The sequence below is a fragment of the Streptomyces sp. MNU76 genome (assembly GCF_020982545.1).
Classification (GTDB): Bacteria; Actinomycetota; Actinomycetes; order Streptomycetales; family Streptomycetaceae; genus Streptomyces.
In genome coordinates this window covers 386111-404608 of sequence record NZ_JAJKLK010000001.1, presented here as the reverse complement: position 1 = coordinate 404608, position 18498 = coordinate 386111, and the positions used below count along the sequence as shown (strand labels likewise).

General features: G+C 72.4%; 14 protein-coding genes and 1 pseudogene. 13 read left to right on the top strand and 2 right to left on the bottom strand.

What is annotated here, in order from left to right:
- Positions 1–268: 268 nt before the first annotated feature.
- Together E4N62_RS01795 and E4N62_RS01790 are read right to left on the bottom strand one after the other, a co-directional pair.
- The gene (locus E4N62_RS01795) at positions 269–661 is read right to left on the bottom strand and encodes a type II toxin-antitoxin system VapC family toxin (protein WP_230211631.1); all 393 of its coding nucleotides are present in this window, start codon (positions 659–661) and stop codon (positions 269–271) included.
- Entirely contained in the window at positions 658–936 is a 279-nt protein-coding gene (locus E4N62_RS01790; protein ID WP_230211630.1) for a hypothetical protein, read from the bottom strand. The genes E4N62_RS01795 and E4N62_RS01790 overlap by 4 nt, the downstream gene beginning before the upstream one ends.
- Before the next feature lie 216 nt (positions 937–1152).
- Between E4N62_RS01790 and E4N62_RS01785 the strand changes: the two genes are divergently transcribed.
- The 13 genes and pseudogenes from E4N62_RS01785 to E4N62_RS01725 all read left to right on the top strand — a co-directional run bounded on the left by E4N62_RS01785 (position 1153) and on the right by E4N62_RS01725 (position 18484).
- Positions 1153–2169 (top strand): LacI family DNA-binding transcriptional regulator, encoded by a 1017-nt coding sequence (locus E4N62_RS01785; protein WP_230211629.1) that lies wholly within the window; start codon positions 1153–1155, stop codon positions 2167–2169.
- Positions 2166–3695 carry a sugar ABC transporter ATP-binding protein gene (locus E4N62_RS01780; RefSeq protein ID WP_230211628.1) on the top strand — a complete coding sequence of 510 codons (1530 nt, stop codon included), beginning with the start codon at positions 2166–2168 and terminating at the stop codon, positions 3693–3695. Before E4N62_RS01785 ends, E4N62_RS01780 begins: the two co-directional genes overlap by 4 nt.
- Positions 3685–5646 (top strand): substrate-binding domain-containing protein, encoded by a 1962-nt coding sequence (locus tag E4N62_RS01775; RefSeq protein ID WP_230211627.1) that lies wholly within the window; start codon positions 3685–3687, stop codon positions 5644–5646. Before E4N62_RS01780 ends, E4N62_RS01775 begins: the two co-directional genes overlap by 11 nt.
- 128 nt (positions 5647–5774) lie before the next feature.
- Positions 5775–6680, top strand: coding sequence for a ribokinase (locus E4N62_RS01770; RefSeq protein ID WP_230211626.1), 906 nt, complete (start codon positions 5775–5777; stop codon positions 6678–6680).
- Entirely contained in the window at positions 6677–7066 is a 390-nt protein-coding gene (gene rbsD / locus E4N62_RS01765; RefSeq protein WP_230211625.1) for a D-ribose pyranase, read from the top strand. Before E4N62_RS01770 ends, rbsD begins: the two co-directional genes overlap by 4 nt.
- Before the next feature lie 345 nt (positions 7067–7411).
- Positions 7412–7744 carry a hypothetical protein gene (locus tag E4N62_RS01760; protein WP_184893891.1) on the top strand — a complete coding sequence of 111 codons (333 nt, stop codon included), beginning with the start codon at positions 7412–7414 and terminating at the stop codon, positions 7742–7744.
- 33 nt (positions 7745–7777) lie between these two features.
- On the top strand, positions 7778–8089 hold the full coding sequence (locus E4N62_RS01755) for a pore-forming ESAT-6 family protein (protein ID WP_005486398.1): 312 nt from the start codon (positions 7778–7780) through the stop codon (positions 8087–8089).
- A gap of 42 nt (positions 8090–8131) precedes the next feature.
- Complete coding sequence (locus E4N62_RS01750) at positions 8132–8437, top strand: hypothetical protein (RefSeq protein WP_230211624.1); 306 nt, start codon at positions 8132–8134, stop codon at positions 8435–8437.
- 16 nt (positions 8438–8453) lie between these two features.
- Positions 8454–9840: pseudogene (gene eccD, locus E4N62_RS01745) on the top strand (type VII secretion integral membrane protein EccD).
- Between the two features lie 875 nt (positions 9841–10715).
- Positions 10716–11561, top strand: coding sequence for a type VII secretion protein (locus E4N62_RS01740; RefSeq protein WP_230211623.1), 846 nt, complete (start codon positions 10716–10718; stop codon positions 11559–11561).
- Between the two features lie 31 nt (positions 11562–11592).
- A complete protein-coding gene (gene eccCa / locus E4N62_RS01735; protein WP_230211622.1) occupies positions 11593–15624 on the top strand; it encodes a type VII secretion protein EccCa in 4032 nt (1343 codons plus the stop codon).
- Positions 15621–17201 (top strand): DUF6177 family protein, encoded by a 1581-nt coding sequence (locus E4N62_RS01730; protein WP_230211621.1) that lies wholly within the window; start codon positions 15621–15623, stop codon positions 17199–17201. Before eccCa ends, E4N62_RS01730 begins: the two co-directional genes overlap by 4 nt.
- Before the next feature lie 128 nt (positions 17202–17329).
- Positions 17330–18484 (top strand): ABC transporter substrate-binding protein, encoded by a 1155-nt coding sequence (locus E4N62_RS01725; RefSeq protein ID WP_230211620.1) that lies wholly within the window; start codon positions 17330–17332, stop codon positions 18482–18484.
- Positions 18485–18498 lie beyond the last annotated feature (14 nt).

Here is an 18498-nt window from a genome sequence, read left to right as displayed (position 1 = left end):
GCGGGAACAGCTGTCCCCGTCCGCTTGATCAGAAACCGCGCCCCACGGAGCGGCGCCAGCCCACGACGCAGGCGATGAGCTGATCGCGTCCGCCCAGGGGCGTCGGCGAGCGATCACCGGTGCCTCCCTGGTCGAACGCGAGACGGCCGCATGGCTGGGTCGGCCGATCAGCCCGCGAAGCCACGTGGGCGATGAAACCGGAGCCGACCCAGGTGGATCTGTGCCGGGGGACCGAGTCGGAGCCGGGTGAAGGCCGGGCTTCGCGGTGTCACACCTTGATCACGCGTACGTCGGGGCCGCACAGCATGCGGAGGTCCTCGGGATCCGGGGTCAGGATGGTGACCGGGGCGGGTGAGGCGAGTGCGGTGGCGGCGACGATGGCATCCAGGGCGTACTTGTGGCCATGGAGTCCGGCGGCGGCCAGCAGCTTGCTCGCGTGGCGGGCGATCGCTTCGGTGGGCGGGGCGATGTTCACGCGGGAGGCCGCGTGGTCGAAGCGGGCCTGGTTGGTTCTGGGGTCGCGGGCTTCGACGAGGGTGACTGAGCTGGCGACGACCCGGATGTCCTCGGCCTCCGCGGCGGCGAGCCATTCGGTGAGCTCGGGTGTGCGGCGTACGAGCTTGGACAGACCTTCGCCGTCCAGAACGAGCGTGCCACTCACGCGGCGTCCGCCGAGTCGGCCGCGTCACCGCGCAGGAGCGCCCTCTTGGCCTCGACCGCCGCCTGGTCCACCGGCCCGTGCTCGGCCTCCGCGTCTTCGATGAGTTCGCGCAGCCGCTCCCGTTCGAGTTGGCGTTGGATGAGGGCTTCGACGTAGGCGGACATGCCTCGCCTGCCGGTGCGCGCCTTGAGAGCGGCGATCGTGCCTTCATGAAGGGAGACGGAGATCGGACGGACCGGGCCCTCTCCGGGAACGGGGTCGAGAGTGGCAGCCATGGGACTACATTAACAAAAGTCTTGTTATTGACGGGAGGCATTCGACGCCCCCTCCGCCACCGAGCCCAGTTGGTCGCGGCGCCCGCACCCTGGTCACACCTCTCGGTCACGATTGAATTTCGGCCACTGTCGGACTCTTGCCCCACCCTCGTGTAATCGATTCCAATCCTCCCGTACACATCGATGTAATCGATTCCACGAGGAGGTGGGCCGGCGATGGCGAGCATCAAGGATGTCGCGGCCGAGGCGGGGGTGTCCGTCGCCACCGTGTCCCGGGTGCTCAACGACCATCCGTCGGTCAGTGCGGAGGCGCGGGCGCGGGTGCTGGCCGCCGTCGAGACGCTGGGGTACCGGCCGAACGCCGTCGCGCGGTCGTTGCGTACGGATCAGACCCACACCCTCGGGCTGGTCATCAGTGACGTGATGAATCCGTACTTCACCGAGCTGGCGCGGTCCGTCGAGGAAGAGGCGCGGGCGCTCGGGTACAGCGTGATCATCGGGAACGCCGACGAGCGGCCCGAGCTTCAGGATCACCATGTGCGGAATCTGCTCGACCGGCGGATCGACGGGCTGCTCGTGTCGCCGACCGACGGTGGTTCGCCGTTGATGCTGGACGCCGTGCGGGCCGGGACGCCGATGGTGTTCGTGGACCGGTGGATCCCGGGCGTGGACGTGCCGGTGGTGCGGGCGGACGGGCGCGCGGCCGTACGGGATCTCGTCGCTCATCTGTACGGGCTCGGGCACCGGCGGCTCGCGATCATCGCCGGGCCGGCCGCGACCACGACCGGCCGGGAGCGGGTCGAGGTCTTCCGGGAGGCGCTCGCCGAGCACGGGCTGCCACTGCCGGACGCCTACATAGGGCAGGGCGACTTCCAGGCCGAGAGCGGGCGGCGGGTGATGGAGGGGTTCCTCGATCTGGCCGAGCCGCCGCAGGTCGTCTTCGCCGCCGACAACCTGATGGCGCTCGGTGCGCTGGACGCCGTCCGCGCGCGCGGGATGCGGGTTCCGGAGGACGTCGGGCTGGCCGCCTTCGACGACATCCCGTGGTTCGTGCACACCGATCCGCCGATCACGGCGGTGGCCCAGCCGACGGGCGAGCTGGGGCGGGCCGCCGTGCGCGCGCTGGTCGACCGTATCGAGGGGCGGCTCCCGCAGTCCGTCACCCTCCCCGCCCATCTCGTCGTACGCCTCTCGTGCGGCGAGGAACACGCACAGAACAGGAGCACGTCGTGAGCGACCCGGACGAGTTGCTGCGCATCGAAGGCATCCGCAAGACCTTCCCCGGTGTCGTCGCGCTGGACGGCGTCGACTTCGATCTGCGCCGGGGCGAGGTGCACGTTCTGCTCGGTGAGAACGGCGCGGGCAAGAGCACGCTCATCAAGATGCTCTCCGGCGCCCACACGCCCGACGCGGGGCGGATCCTGGCAGCCGGCGAGGAGGTGCGCATCCATGGTGCGCAGGACTCCGAGCGGCTCGGGATCGCCACCATCTACCAGGAGTTCAACCTGGTGCCCGATCTGACCGTCGCCGAGAACATCTTCCTGGGACGGCAGCCGCGCCGCTTCGGGATGATCGACCGGAAGCGGATGGAGGCCGACGCCGCCGAGCTGCTGGAGCGGGTGGGGGTCAACGTCTCGCCACGCGCGCGCGTGCGTGAACTCGGGATCGCCCGGCTGCAGATGGTCGAGATCGCCAAGGCGTTGAGCCTCGACGCACGTGTGCTGATCATGGACGAGCCGACCGCCGTGCTGACGACCGAGGAGGTCGAGAGGCTCTTCGCCATCGTGCGACGGCTCCGCGAGGACGGGGTCGGGATCGTCTTCATCACCCATCACCTGGAGGAGATCGCCGCCCTGGGGGATCGCGTGACCGTCATCCGGGACGGGAAGAGCGTCGGGCAGGTGTCCGCCACCACCCCGCAGGACGAGCTCGTACGCCTCATGGTCGGGCGGTCGATCGAGCAGCAGTACCCGAGGGAGCGGGCGGACTCCGGCGAGGCGTTGCTCGTCGTCGAGGGACTCACGCGGGACGGCGTCTTCCACGACGTCAGCTTCGAGGTGCGGGCCGGTGAGGTCGTCGGCATCGCGGGGCTCGTCGGGGCCGGGCGTACGGAGGTCGTGCGGGCCGTGTTCGGCGCCGATCCGTACGACGACGGGGCCGTGCGGGTCGGTGGCTCCGCGGTGCCCAAGGACGACGTGGTCGCCGCCATGGCCGCCGGGATCGGGCTCGTGCCCGAGGACCGCAAGGGCCAGGGGCTGGTGCTGGACGCGTCCGTGGAGGAGAACCTCGGCCTGGTGACGCTGCGGGGCGCGACCCGGGGCGGGTTCGTCGACCTCAAGGGGCAGCGGGCGAACGCGGCCGGGGTCGCCGAGCGGCTCGGGGTGCGGATGGCCGGGCTGCACCAGCACGTCCGCACCCTCTCGGGCGGCAACCAGCAGAAGGTCGTCATCGGCAAGTGGCTGCTGGCTAACACCAAGGTGCTGATCCTCGACGAGCCGACGCGTGGGATCGACGTCGGCGCGAAGGTCGAGATCTACGAACTGATCAACGAGCTGACGGCCGCCGGTGCCGCCGTGCTGATGATCTCCAGTGACCTGCCCGAGGTGCTCGGTATGAGCGATCGGGTGCTGGTCATGGCCCAGGGGCGGATCGCGGGTGAACTGCCCGCCGCCGAGGCCACCCAGGACGCGGTGATGGCACTCGCCGTCTCCCACCCCACCACCCCTGCGACGGAAACGGAGGCCCCCGATGGCCGCTGACACGCTCAAGAGCACGACGGGCGCGAGTGGCGCCTCGGGAGCATCGGGGCTGCGCCGGCTCCTGCTCGACAACGGCGCGCTGACCGCGCTGATCGTCCTCGTCGTCGGGATGTCGGTGCTGTCCGGCGACTTCCTGACGGCCGACAACCTGCTCAACATCGGTGTCCAGGCCGCCGTCACCGCGATCCTCGCGTTCGGTGTGACCTTCGTGATCGTCTCGGCGGGCATCGACCTGTCGGTCGGTTCGGTGGCGGCGCTGTCGGCCACCGTCCTGGCCTGGAGCGCGACCTCGGAGGGCGTGCCGGTCCCGATAGCCGTGACCCTCGCGATCGTCACCGGCATCGCGTGCGGTCTCGTCAACGGCTTCCTCATCTCGTACGGGAAGCTGCCGCCGTTCATCGCGACGCTCGCCATGCTGTCGGTGGGGCGCGGTCTGTCGCTGGTGATCTCACAGGGCAGCCCGATCGCGTTCCCGGAGTCGGTGTCGCACCTCGGTGACAACCTGGGCGGCTGGCTCCCGGTGCCGGTCCTGGTGATGCTGGTCCTCGGGGTCGTCACGGCCGTGATCCTCGGGCGTACGTACATCGGGCGTGCCATGTACGCGATCGGTGGCAACGAGGAGGCCGCCCGCCTCTCCGGGCTGCGGGTGAAGCGGCAGAAGCTCGTCATCTACGCGCTGTCCGGCCTGTTCGCCGCCGCCGCGGGCATCGTGCTCGCCTCCCGGCTCTCCTCCGCGCAGCCGCAGGCCGCGCAGGGCTACGAGCTGGACGCGATCGCGGCGGTCGTCATCGGCGGTGCCTCGCTGGCCGGCGGTACGGGCAAGGCGTCGGGGACGCTGATCGGCGCGCTGATCCTGGCGGTGCTCAGGAACGGCCTCAACCTGCTGTCCGTGTCCGCCTTCTGGCAGCAGGTCGTCATCGGTGTGGTGATCGCGCTGGCGGTGCTGCTGGACACGGTGCGGCGGAAGGCGGGGGCGACCCCGGTGGCGGCCGGTGCGGGCGGCTCCGGGGACCGGAAGAAGCAGGCGGTGACGTACGTGCTGGCCGCGGTGGTCGCGGCGGCGGTCGTGGGAGCGACCTCGTTCCTGCACACCGGGTCCTCGGCGGCGAAGAGCGAGAAGATCGGGCTGTCGCTGTCGACGCTCAACAACCCCTTCTTCGTGCAGATCCGGGCGGGCGCCCAGGACGAGGCGAAGAAGCTGGGTGTGGACCTGTCGGTCACGGACGCGCAGAACGACGCCTCGCAGCAGGCCAACCAGCTGCAGAACTTCACCAGTGAGGGCCTCGGCACGATCATCGTGAACCCGGTGGACTCCGACGCGGTGACCCCGGCGGCCAAGGCCGTCAACAAGGCGGACATCCCGCTGGTGGCCGTCGACCGCGCTGTGAACGGCGCGAACACGGCCGCGCTCGTGGCCTCCGACAACGTCGGCGGCGGGAAGCTGGCTGCCAAGTCGCTCGCCGAGAAGCTGGGCGGCAAGGGCGAGATCGTCATCCTCCAGGGTCAGGCGGGCACCTCCGCCAGCCGGGAGCGCGGCGCCGGCTTCGCCGAGGGGCTGAAGGCCTACCCGGGCATCAAGGTCCTCGCCAAGCAGCCCGCCGACTGGGACCGCACCAAGGGCCTCGACGTGATGACGAACCTGCTCCAGGCCAACCCCGACGTCGACGGTGTCTTCGCGGAGAACGACGAGATGGCGCTCGGCGCGATCAAGGCGCTCGGTGCCAAGGCCGGGAAGTCGGTCCAGGTCATCGGTTTCGACGGCACCGCCGACGGGCTGAAGGCCGTCGAGGCGGGCACGCTGTACGCGTCGGTGGCGCAGCAGCCCGCGGAACTCGGCAGGATCGCGGTGCGCAACGCCGTCGAGGCCGCCAAGGGCGAGAAGGTCGAGAAGTCGGTGATGGTGCCGGTGAAGGTGGTCACGTCGGAGAACGTGGCCGAGTTCAGCGGCTGACGGCGAAGGGCTGGTTCAGCGGTTGACGGCGAGGGCCGGTTCGGCGGCCGACGGCCGGGGCCGCGTTCGGCGGCTGACGGCGGCGGTCGGTTCAGCGGTTGACCACGAGGACGCACGAAGGAGCACGCATGTACGACTACGACCTGCTGGTCGTGGGATCGGCCAACGCCGACCTGGTGATCGGTGTCGAGCGGCGGCCGGGGGCCGGGGAGACCGTGCTCGGCTCCGACCTGGCCGTCCACCCCGGCGGCAAGGGCGCCAACCAGGCGGTGGCGGCGGCCCGGCTCGGGGCGCGTACGGCGCTGCTGGCGCGGGTCGGCGACGACGGCAACGGACGCCTGCTGCTGGACTCGCAGCGGGCGGCCGGGGTCGACACGGCCGGGGTGCTGGTCGGCGGGGCGCCCACCGGGGTCGCGCTGATCACGGTGGATCCGTCGGGCGACAACAGCATCGTGGTGTCGCCCGGCGCCAACGGGAAGCTGACCCCCGGGGACGTGCGCGCGGCGGAGGGCCTGCTGCGCGCGTCCCGGGTCGTCTCCGCGCAGTTGGAGATCCCGTTGGAGACGGTCGTGGAGGTCGTCCGGCGGCTTCCGGAGGGGACCCGTTTCGTCCTGAACCCGTCGCCGCCGCGGGAGTTGCCCGCGGAGGTGCTGGCCGCCTGTGATCCGCTGATCGTCAACGAGCACGAGGCCCGGGTCATCGTCGGGGGCGAGCTCGCGGGGTCACCGTCGCCGGAGGACTGGGCGCGGGCGCTGCTGGCGCTCGGGCCGCGTTCGGTGGTCGTGACGCTGGGCGCGGAGGGGGCTCTGGTCGCGACCACCGAGGGGAGTGCGCGGGTGGCGGCTGTGAAGGTGGACGCCGTGGACACCACGGGTGCCGGGGACGCGTTCACGGCGGCGCTGGCGTGGCGGCTGGGGGCGGGCGCGGAATCTGCCGAGGCCGCCGCGTACGCGGCCCGGGTGGGGGCCGCCGCCGTCACGAAAGCCGGGGCGCAGGTCTCGTTCCCGACCGCCGAGGAGGTCGCGGCGCTGTGAAGCGGGCCGGGATACTCAACCGTCATCTGGCGGGCGCCGTCGCCGAGTTGGGGCACGGGCACGGGGTGCTGGTGTGCGACGCGGGGATGCCGGTGCCCGAGGGGCCGCGCGTGGTCGACCTGGCGTTCCGCGCCGGGGTGCCGTCCTTCGCGGAGGTGCTGGACGGGCTGCTCGACGAGATCGTGGTCGAGGGGGCGACGGCCGCGTACGAGGTGCGTGAGGCGAATCTGGAGGCGACGGCGCTGCTGGAGGACCGCTTCCCCGAGCTGGAGCTGGTCCCCCACGAGGAGTTGAAGGAGCTGTCGGCGGGCGCGCGGCTGGTCGTACGGACCGGGGAGGCGCGGCCGTACGCGAATGTGCTGCTGCGGTGCGGGGTGTTCTTCTAGCGACCCTGTCGGCAAGGTCTAGCGGCCCTGTCGGCGAGCACGCAGGAATGTTTCGAGGGGCCCGGTCCAGTGGACCGGGCCCCTCGGCTTTTCCCCTCCGTATCAGCACCCCGCGATCCCCAGATCCCCCTCCGAGAAGTCCTGATGCCAAGTACGACCCGCGAGGTGGGGGGAGGGTTGTACGGCGGTTCAGAGATCTTTCTCGGCAGCGGTGCGCCGCCACAAGGGTGTTCGAATTGTGTTCCGATGGTGTCACCGGAACGGGAAGCGCGTTGCGGGTGCAACTCGTTGTGGGAGAGCATGTTCGAGACGTAGGTGACCCAGACACACGGGGGTGGACACGACGTGAAGTTCGACATGGGGGCGACGACCCTGGCGGAGCTCGGGAAGAGCACGCTCGGTTCGAGCGACGACCTCGGGACGCTGATCCAGTTGCTGATCAGCGCGGCGGAGCCGCTGGAGGGCAAGTTCAACGGCGCGGGCAAGGTGGCGTTCGACTCGTTCAAGAACCGCGCGGACGAGATCACCGCCGACCTGAACGGCTCGCTCGCCGCGATCCTGGGCGGCCAGTCGGGCATGGACAACGCGTTCGGCACCGGTGACGTGGAGTCCCAGGACAACGCCAACCAGAACATGGGCCTGGCCAACTTCGACGCGGCCCGTTTCGGCGCCCGATAAGCAGCGACGAGCAGGAACGAGGGGGAAGTACTCATGGCTCAGAACCAGGACCGCCGTTCGTACGACACCGGGGCCTCCGGCGAAGTGCAGACCGCGCTCGGCACGATCGTGGGGCAGCTGGAGCGGGTGCTCGGCGACCGTGACGCCGCCGTCAAGGCCGCGATGACCGAGTTCCAGGCGGACGGTGTCTCGGACGACTACCACGGCAAGGAAGAGCGCTGGAAGAAGGCGGCGGGCGAGGTCCGGGAGATCATCCGCCTGGTGCGCACCACGCTCGAACAGAACGACGGCACGGCCCAGTCGACGCTGGCCAAGGCCCGCGCGGCGGTCGACCAGATCGGCTGACGGGCCGGCTCCGAGAGACGAAGTGAACGGGGTTCCGTAGCCATGGCAGCGCAGGATTACGACAGCCAGTTGCTGGAGTCGGTGTCGGTGCGGCGTCGACGGCTGCGGGACGCCCTGCTGTTCGGGGCGCAGCGGCAGCGGCGCTCGGTGGACGAACGGGTCGGGAAGGTCTTCGCCGGGATCGTCATCGCGGCGGTGTTGTGCGCGGGATGTGTGGGGTGGTCGTTCGTGTCGAACCGCATCATCGGCAAGAGCCCGTACGGGGGTTCGGTGCAGCCGTCGGTCACCCCGTCCTCCACGTTTTCCACAGGGTTTTCCACAGCCCCGACCGGCGATTCCGCCCGGTGATAGGTTCGATCGCGTGATGGCTACGGGGACGTTGGGGCAGGTCACGGGTGGTGCGCGGACGGCGCTCAGCCGGGTCACGCTGGTCGGTGAGCGGCGGCGGGTGGACCTCGTGCTGCCGTCACGGGAACCGGTCGGGCTGCTGCTGCCGGAGATCATGCGGCTGCTCGACGACCGGGTGGGCGAGCGGCCCGAGTTGCGGCATCTCGTCACGGCGGACGGATCGGCGCTGGCGCACGACAGCACCCTGGAGACGGCCGGGATACCGGACGGCGCGGTACTGCGGCTCGTCCGGGCCGAGGACGCGCCGTCGGCGCCCGTCGTGCACGACGTCACGGACGAGGCCGCCGAGGATCTCGACGCCCGGGGCCTGCGCTGGGGGCCGGCCACACGCCGGATCACCGCCGGGCTCGCCACGGTCGGCTGGGCCGTCGCCGCCGGACTGTTCGCACGGGACGCGTACGAGCCCGGGGTCGTCGCCGGCACGCTCCTCGCTGTCGCGCTGGTGGCGGCGCTCGCGGGCGCGCTGCTGGGGCGGGCGGGGAAGCGAGGGCTCGCCACGACGCTGATCGTGACGGCCGGTGCGCTGGGGCTGCTGGGCGCGTCGACGTGGGCGGAGGCGGAGCGGTGGACCGGGATGCCGCAGGTCGCGGCCATGGCCGCCACCGGGGTCGGCACGCTCGCGCTGCTCGGGCTGTTCACGCCGCTCGGGCGGGCGGGCTGGTCGGGGCGGGGGCGCTGGCCGGGGTCTCGGTGTGCTGGCTGGGGTCGCCGTCGCGGTGTCGGGGACGGTGTCGTCGTCGGTGCCGGAGCAGGCCGAGGTGGGGGCCGTGCTGGCCGTGGTCTCCGTGGTCGTGCTCGGGCTGCTGCCCAGAATGGCGCTGATGGCGTCGGGGCTCTCCGGGCTCGACGACCGGCGCTCCGGGGGTGCGTCCGTGAGCCGCTTCCAGGTGTCGGCGGCCCTCACCGCCACGCACCGGGGGCTGGCGCTGGCGACGGTCACGATGGCCGTGTCGGCGACCGCCGCCGGGGTGTTCGCGCTGCGGGCGCCCACCAAGTGGACCGTGCTGCTGGCCGTCGTCACCATGGTCGTCCTCGCGTTGCGCGCGCGGGCGTTCCCGCTGGTCGTCGAGGTCGTGGTGCTGCTCGGTGCGGCGGCCGTGCTCGCCGTGCGGCTGGTGTCGGCGTGGCTGGACCACTCCGGCGGGGCGGCCGGTCCGCTCGCCGTCCTCGTCCTGCTCGCCGCCCTGCCGCTGCTGGTGCTCGCCGTGCAGCCCGCCGAGCACGTCCGCGTACGGCTCCGGCGCTTCGGCGACACCCTCGAATCGATCGGCGTCATCGCCCTGTTCCCGCTGCTCATCGGGGTGTTCGGCGTGTACGGACGACTGCTCGACACGTTCGCTTAGGAGCTGGGGGGCCGCACATGGCGCAGGCAGGGGACTGGCAGCGGGATGTGCTGCGCGAGCTGGGCCGAGAGGAAGCGGTCGGCGGGGGCGACCAGGCAACCCCCGAGCCACCACACCCACCGACCCGCCGGGCCGAGCCGACGCTGAGGTTGGTGCGCTCGGTGCCGTCGGAGCCGGCGGGACCTCCGGAGCCTCCGGAACGGCCGAGCGCAGCGGGCACGCCGGGCACGCCGGAGGGTGGCATGCCTGTGGGCAGGCCTGAGGGGCCCGAGGCGCCCGCCCAGGGCATGCCGGCCGCGCAACCGCCGGTGCAGGCCGTGCCCGGAGCGCAGCCGCCGGTGCAGGCAGCGCCCTTCGGGCGACCGCCGGTGGAGCTCACGTCCGGCGAGCAACCGCCCGGCGCAGGGCCGGCGGTGCCGCACGCCCTCACGGTGGATCCTCGGACCGGGCTCCCCCTGGCGACTGCCCCGCCGTCGGCAGGCGCGCCCGGTGGGTGGGCCGGTGACGCGGCTGGACCAGGGCTGCCCGGTGGAGTGGCCGGTCCGGGCCATCCCGGTGTACCGGCCGGGCCCGGACAACCCGGCAGTCAGCCCCACAGCACAGCCGGCCCCACCGAGGCCGGAGAACCCGGCAGTCAGCCTCGCTTCGCAGCCGAACCCGCCGGGGTCCGGCGCCCCGCCGAACCCTACCCGGTCCCCGGGGCCTCCCCGCGCCCGGAGAGCACACCGCACCCGGGGCTCCCCTGCCCCAGCCCTCCCCGGCTCCCCGCCCCCGGACCCCCACACCCCGCAGACCCCCTGCACGCCCCCGATTCCGTGCCCACCATCGATCCTCGGCTGGCGCATGCGCTCGGGCGGCCTCAGCACGGGGAGTCCGTGGCTCGGCGGACGGGGCGGTCCCTTCGGAAGCTGGCCGGGTCGGCCGCGCAGGACGTCGCCGAGGAGACGCGGATCGCGCGGGAGTTGCAGCAACCGGTGACCACCGGACGGGTCATCGCGGTGACGTCCATCCGGGGCGGCGTCGGGAAGTCGACGATGGCCGCGCTGCTGGGCCGGACGTTCAACCACTACCGGCACGACCCGGTGCTGACGCTGGAGGCCGACGCCGCGCTGGGCACGCTGCCGGTGCGGATGGGCGCCGACTCGGTGCGCTGGGCGGCGGCCGACCTCGCGCGGATCCTCAACCCGGCCATGCAGCTCACCGATGTCACCGGTTACCTCGTGCCCGTGTCGGACGGCGGCTGGCTGCTGCCCGCCAGCCAGGGCCGGGTCGGGGCCCCGCTGGACATCCGTACGTACCGCACGGTGACCCTCGCGCTGCGGCGCTACTTCGCGGTGACCGTGGTGGACTGCGAGACCCTGCCGGGCGAGGTGGCCCGTACGGCGATGGACACCGCCCATGCGCGCGTGGTCGTCGCGCCGATGACCGCCGAGGGTGTCAACGGCACCCGCCAGGTCCTGGACTGGCTGGGCCAGTTGCCGCACTCCGCGCTCTCCTCGACCGTCGTCGCGCTGACCGCCAACTCACCCGACGTCACGCTGGACCGCGCCACGGCCGTCGCCCACCTCAAGGAGTCCGGCGTCCATGTCGTCACCGTCCCCTACGACCGTCACCTCGCCCAGGGCGGCCCCATCCGCACGGCGCTGCTGGGCCAGGAGACCCGTGCGGCGGCGATCACCCTGGCGGCGGAGGCGATGACCCGCGCGGTGAGGATGCGATGAACGACCAGTCGTGTGCGGAAGGGGTCCGTCCGTGACCCAGGAGTTGATTCACCGGCCCGCTCGCAGCACCCGGCCGCTCGGTGCCGCCGGTGCCCGCACCATCGAGCCACCGCCGAACCTCCCGGAGGGCAAGGCGGGGACGGCCGCCACGGCGCTGCTGCCGATGGCGGGGGTGATGGGCTCCGTCGTGATGATGACCGTGATCCGCAACAGCCAGTTCGCGGCCATCGGCGCGATGGTGCTGGTCATCGCGCTGCTCGGCGCGGTCGCCCTGTTCCTCTCCCAGCGCGGCAAGGCCCAGCGCACCCGGCGCACCCAGCGCGAGCGGTACCTGGAGTATCTGGAGGAGCTGCGCGAGGAGTTCGGCGCCGAGGAACGGGAGCGGCGGGCGCTCGCGCGGGTGCTGAATCCGCCTCCGGAGGCGCTGTACGACCTGGTGCGCGACCCCGCCCGGCTCTGGGAGAGGCGGCGGCAGGACGTGGACTTCCTGCGGGTGCGTGTCGGCACCGGTGACGTACCCGTGGCGGGTGTGGCCATCGGGCAGAACCAGGGTGGGGTGATGACCCCGCCGGACCCGTTCATGCTGAACGAGGCGCGGGCACTGCTGGCTCGCTACTCCGTGGCGGGCGGCTGCCCGATCACCGTGCCGTTGGACCGCGCGGGCAACGTCAGCGTGGTCGGCGACCGGGAGGGCGTGCTGCGGGTGGCCCGCGCGCTCCTCGTCCAGGTCGCCGTCGCGCACGCGCCCGACGACGTGGCGGTGGCCCTCGGTGTGCCGGGGGAGCGGCTGGCGGACTGGGAGTGGGCCAAGTGGCTGCCCCATGTGCTGGACGGACAGGAGCACGACGGCCCGGTGGCGGCCCGCCGGATCGCGCCGAGCCTGCCGCAGCTGGCCCGGCACTTCCGGCACGAGCTGGGCCGGCGCGCGTCGTACGCGGCGGAGGTGCGCCGGGGGCTCGCCGACCGCAAGGCACTCGGGCTGGCGTCCCGGATGCTCGTCGTGAGCGACGAGTACGGGGAGACGGCCGTCGAACTGCCGCGCCCGGACACGGCGGTGGGGCTCGCGGACATGGGCGTGACCGTGCTGCACCTGCTTCAGGAGCAGGTCCACGAGCCCGACCAGGTGTCGGTGCGGATCACCGTGCGGGGCGACCGCGTCGTGGTCGAGGACCTGCGTGATCCCGACCCCTTGGCCATCGCGGCCCCCGCCACCGTCCCGGCCGCGCACGGTACCTCCGACCAGGTCACCGCCGCCGGTGCCGAGGGGATCGCCCGGCTGCTCGCGCCGCTGCGGCTGTCCGCCGAGTCGGCCGCCGAGGGCACCCCGGTCACCGGGCCCGTCGACTTCCCGGGCCTGCTCGGCATCGACGACCCGGCCCTGCTGAACCTGCACGACCTGTGGGCGCCGCGCGGCGAGCGGGAGTTCCTGCGGGTGCCCATCGGGGTGACGGACCGTCATGAGCCGGTGCTGCTGGACCTCAAGGAGTCCTCGGAGCTGGGCATGGGCCCGCACGGCCTGTGCGTCGGCGCGACCGGTTCCGGCAAGAGCGAGCTGCTGCGCACCCTCGTACTGGCGCTGGCCGCCACCCACTCCCCCGAGGACCTGGCCCTGGTCCTGGTCGACTACAAGGGCGGCGCGACCTTCGCCCCGTTCACCGAACTCCCGCACGTGGCCGGTGTGATCACCAACCTGGAGAACCAGGCGGGGCTCGTCGAGCGCGTGCACTCCAGCCTCGCGGGCGAGGTCAAGCGGCGGCAGCAGGTGCTCAAGGACGCGGGGAACGTGGCCGACGTCGGGCACTACGCCGCCCTGCGCGCCACCCGGCGGCCCGACCTCGAACCGCTGCCCCACCTCTTCGTCGTGATCGACGAGTTCGGTGAACTCCTCACCGCCAAGCCGGACTTCATCGACCTGTTCCTCTCCATCGGGCGCATCGGCCGGTCCATCGGCGTGCACCTGCTGCTGTCCAGCCAGCGCATCGAGGGCGGCAAGCTGAAGGGGCTCGACACCTATCTCTCGTACCGGCTGGGGCTGCGCACCTTCTCCGCCGACGAGTCGCGGACCGTTCTCGACACCACCGACGCCTTCCATCTGCCGCCGCTGCCGGGCTTCGGCTATCTGAAGGTGGACACCTCGACGTACGAGCGGTTCAAGGCGGGGTACGTGTCGGGCGCCTACCGGGGTCCGGCGCTGGTGGCGCAGGAGGAGGACACGCCGCTCGCCTGGCCCTATCCGACGTACAACACGCTGGAGAGCGCGCCCCCCGCCGGCGAGGTCGCCGACGAGCCGAAGGCGACGAAGCGGGAGACCGGGCCGACCGTGATGTCGGTGATGGTGGACCAACTGGCCGCCGCCGCCCGCCCGGTGCGGCGGATCTGGCTGCCGCCGCTGCCGGACGCGATCACGCTGGACGCGGCGGCGGGCCCCGTACGGGTGGACGAGCGGGGGCTGCGGCTGGCCACCACCACCGGCCCGATGCGGGTGCCGCTCGGTGTGCTGGACGACCCGGCGAAGCAGTGGCAGGGGCACTGGGTGCTCGATCTGACGGTCGCGGGCGGGCACGCGGCGGTGATCGGCGGCCCGCAGTCCGGCAAGACGACCCTGCTGCGGACGCTCGCGCTGTCGCTGGCCTCGACGCACACCCCCGCCGAGGTCGGCATCTACGGCCTCGACCTGGTCGGCGGCGGGCTCTCGGCCCTCTCCGGGCTGCCGCACGTCGGCGGGATCGCGGGGCGGGCGGACCGGGAGCGGGCCGCGCGGACGGTCGCCGAGGTGCGGACGATGCTGATCGAGCGGGAGGAACTGTTCCGCGAGCACGGCATCGACTCCGTCGACCAGCTGCGGCAGCTGCGCCGGCAGGGCCGGCTGCGGGAGCTGGGTTCGACGGACATCGTCCTGCTCATCGACGGGTTCGGCGCGCTGCGCGACGAGTTCGCGGAGCTGGACGACACGGTCGTGGAGCTGCTCAAGCGCGGCGGCGGGTACGGCATCCATGTCGTCGGCGGCATGCTGCGCTGGAACGACGTGCGGATCGCGACGCAGTCGATGTTCGGGACACGGGTGGAGCTGCGGCTCAACGACCCGAGCGATTCGAGTGTGGACCGCAAGCTCTCCGAGACGCTGTCGCCGGACACCCCCGGGCGCGTGCTGACCGACGGCAAGCTGTTCGCGCAGGCGGCCCTCCCCCGCCTCGACGGGCGGCCGTCGACGGGTGATCTCGCCCCGGCGCTGGAGGACGCGGCCCGCACGATCCGCTCGACCTGGCACGGTGAACTCGCCGCCCCCGTACGGGTGTTGCCGACCAGGCTGCCCTCGAACCGGCTGCCGTCGGTGGTCGCCGAGCCACACCGGGTGCCGATCGGGGTGGACCAGGACGCGCTCGCGCCCGCGCTGCTCGACCTGTTCGGCTCGGACCAGCACCTGCTGATCCTCGGCGACAACGAGTGCGGCAAGACGAACCTGCTGAAGCTGGTCGCGGCGCGACTCGTCGAGCGGTACTCGGACGAGGAGCTGGTCTTCGGGGTGTTCGACCCGAGGCGCGGACTGCGGGGCGTGATCCCGGAGCCGTACCGGGGCGGGTACGCGCACAACGCGAAGCTCGCGGCGGGGCTGTCGAACGGGATCGCGAGCGAGCTGGAGAAGCGGATGCCGGAGAGCGCCGACCCGGACGCGCTGACCGACGAACCCGCGTTCCAGGGCCCGCGGATCGTGATCCTGGTCGACGACTACGACATCCTGACCACCGCCGGGCAGCAGCCGCTGGCCCCGTTCCTGCCGTATGTGTCGTCGGCGCAGGACATCGGGCTGCACTTCGTGATCACGCGCCGGGTGGCGGGCGCCTCCCGGGCGATGTACGAGCCGCTGCTGCAGACCCTGCGCGAGACCGGTACGGCCGCGCTGCTGATGACCGGCGAGCGGAGCGAGGGCCAGCTCTTCCCCGGCCTGTACGCCTCGGCGCAGCCGGCCGGGCGGGGCACGCTGATCCGCCGGGGCCGGCCGCACCAGCTCATCCAGACCGCGCTCGACAGCGCATCCGACAGCGAGGAGGGCCACCGCCCGTGACCAGGGACGTCATCGCCCTCACCCCGAAGATGCCCGACGTCTGGGCCCTCATGGCGAGCCTGTACGCCGGCGGCTCCGACCTGGACCTGTCGGCGGCGGCCGAGGGCGCGGTCGTCCAGTTGCACGGGCCCGGTGGCCGCCCGCTGGTGTCCGTGGAGTCGCCGGTGCTGGTCCAGGTCCCCGGTGAGGCGGAGCGGCTGCTCGGGCAGAGCGCGGCGCCCCCGTACTGGTGGACGGAGGCGCGGGCCTCCACGGCCGTCCCGGAGGCGGAGCGGCTCGCGGGAGTGGTGTGCGGGCGGCTCAACGCCCTGCTGGGCGGCTCGACCTGGCCGCCCCGGGCGGCGAGCACGAAGGTGGTCGACGTGTCCGCCGTGCCGTCGGCGGGGTCGGGGCAGCCCGCCGTGGACGTGGTGACGGAGAACGCGGCCGTCGTCCTCATCGACCGGCCGGTGGTGGCGCTGACCAGCTGGCTCGCCGAGATCATGCGGACGGCGGTGGTGTCCCGGAGGTCCCTGCAGATCGTCACGCCGGGCGGCGTACGGCTGACCCCCGCCGCCCGTACGACGCTGGCGCGCGTCCCCAACCGCTGGGTGGTCCAGGACCCGGAGTGCGGATACTACGACGGGCTGTCGGGGGCGGTGCTGCGCTGGCGGGACGGCGCGTTCTCACCCGCGTTCGCGGAGGACGGGACGGCGGCGGTGGCGGCGGCGTTCACGCGCGGCGCGCGGGGCGCGGCGGACGGCCCCCACGGCGGCCCGGCGGACGGGACGGCGGACGACCGGACGGGAGGCCCGACGGGACACGCGGCCGACGGGACGGCGAACGACTCCCACGGCAGCCCGGCCGACGGGACGGCGAACGGCCCCCACGACGCCCCGGCGGACCAGGACGCTCCCGGCCGGCAGCTGATCGTCGCCCTCCGCACCGTGCACCGGGCCGACGAGCACCTCCTGCTGGGCGGCGCCCTGGAGGCGGCCTGGAAGGCGTTGGCGGGCACGGCACCGGCGGGCTGGGGCACGGCCGAACCGGTCAACCTCCCCTGGTCGCCACGGCAGCTGACCGGTCTGGCCCGGGAGCGGGCACCCGAGCCCTCGCAACTGCTCGTGGTCGGCACCCCGGACCGGCCGGCGATGGCGACGGTCCGGGTGACACGGACGACGAAGGGCGTGGAGGAGGACACGGTCCTCACGATCGGATACGCCGCCGACGAGGACCCGCCGCTGGACCGGATCGAGGCGCTGGCCGACACCCTGGTCCGGGAGCACGGGCTGCGGACCATGCTGACGTCGGTGCGCGCGGCCCGCGCCGACCTGACGACCGCGCCCCGGCTGGAGGGCCCGCCGATCCCGCACGCCTTCACCCTCGGCCCGGACGATGTCCACACCATCGGCCTCGACCGTGCGCGCCGGCCACCGGTCGAGGTGCGCCCGAAGCACCTCGGCCCGACGACCCGTCCGGCGCTGCACTACCCCCTCGGGGACGGGACGGACCCCGGGGCCTGGGAGCGGCTCCAGCAGCTCACGGCACATCTCAAGGGTGATCGTTCTCGGCCAGCCACCCCTGCTCAGCGAGGGTGACTCGCGTCACTAACTCAACGACCAATACGAGCAGTAAGAGCTCTGACGGGTGAAGGATTTACCGGCCTGACCTGGTTCCCTAACCTCCCGGCAACAGCTGCCACACGGCACGCGCCAGGAGGAGAACCATGGCCAGATCCAGCCAGACCAGCACCCGACGCATCGTCGTCACCGCGTGCGCCGCGACGCTCGCCCTCGGCACCCTGGCCGCCTGCGGCGGTGGTGAGACCGACGCGCCGAAGGTGGCGGAGAACAAGATCTCCGCGGGCAAGGTGCCGGACTACTACCCGGCGGACTACGCCGACCTGATCGCGGCCGCGGAGAAGGAGGGCGGCAAGCTCACCGTCTACTCCAACCTCGGCGACGAGAACATGGCGCCGATCGTCCGGGACTTCAAGAAGAAGTACGACTTCATCAAGACCGTCTCCGTCAACGAGCTGGACAGCGACGAGCTGTTCCAGAAGACCCTGTCGGAGAACGCGGCCGGTTCCTCCCCGGCGGACGTGCTGATCTCCAGCGCGGCGACCGCGTGGTCGGACTTCTCGGCCCGCAAGGACACGGTCCTGGAGTACAAGTCGCCCGAGCTGGAGGAGCTGGGCGAGAGCGCCGAGCTGCTGCCGAGCGTGTACTCGCTCTCGCAGGACCCGATGACCATCGCGTACAACACGTCGCTGATGGAGACCCCGCCGACCACCCTGACGGACCTCGCGAAGATCGTGACGGGGGACGAGGCCGAGTACAAGAACAAGGTGACGGTCCGCGACCCGGAGGGCTCGTTCGGCTTCACCGTCACGCGGGCGCTCACCGAGGGCAACCCGGAGGCATGGAACGACCTGGAGAAGATTCTTCCGCTGACCCGCCCGGAGACCTCCTCCGGCACCCAGCTGGAGAAGATCGTCGCCGGTGAGTACACGGCCGGCTTCCTGATCAGCGCCTCCCCCGCCTACCCGGTCGTCGAGGACAGCGCGGGCCTGGTGAAGATCGTCTTCCCGAAGGACGGCACGGTCGTCCTGCCGCGCGGCATGGGCATCTCCGCCGAGGCGCCGCACCCGGCCACCTCGAAGCTCTTCATGGACTTCGCCCTCTCCGAGGAGGGTCAGCGCGCGGTCGCCGAGGGCGGTCTGGCCTCGTACCGCGACGGTGTGAAGGGCGAGGGCCTGCACACCTACCAGGAGGTCGTGGACGCCGTCGGCGAGGAGAACATCATCCACGTCAAGTACGAGCCGGTCTCCAAGGACGACGCCGCGGCCTGGCTGGAGCGCTTCGACGGACTCCGTAAGTAGCCGGACTCCGTAGG

Excerpts from the sequence above, each read along its gene's own strand:
- E4N62_RS01790 (WP_230211630.1), bottom strand. The coding sequence starts at position 936 with ATGGCTGCCACTCTCGACCCCGTTCCCGGAGAGGGCCCGGTCCGTCCG.
- E4N62_RS01785 (WP_230211629.1), top strand. The coding sequence starts at position 1,153 with ATGGCGAGCATCAAGGATGTCGCGGCCGAGGCGGGGGTGTCCGTCGCC.
- E4N62_RS01775 (WP_230211627.1), top strand. The coding sequence starts at position 3,685 with ATGGCCGCTGACACGCTCAAGAGCACGACGGGCGCGAGTGGCGCCTCG.
- E4N62_RS01770 (WP_230211626.1), top strand. The coding sequence starts at position 5,775 with ATGTACGACTACGACCTGCTGGTCGTGGGATCGGCCAACGCCGACCTG.
- E4N62_RS01755 (WP_005486398.1), top strand. The coding sequence starts at position 7,778 with ATGGCTCAGAACCAGGACCGCCGTTCGTACGACACCGGGGCCTCCGGC.
- E4N62_RS01750 (WP_230211624.1), top strand. The coding sequence starts at position 8,132 with ATGGCAGCGCAGGATTACGACAGCCAGTTGCTGGAGTCGGTGTCGGTG.
- E4N62_RS01725 (WP_230211620.1), top strand. The coding sequence starts at position 17,330 with ATGGCCAGATCCAGCCAGACCAGCACCCGACGCATCGTCGTCACCGCG.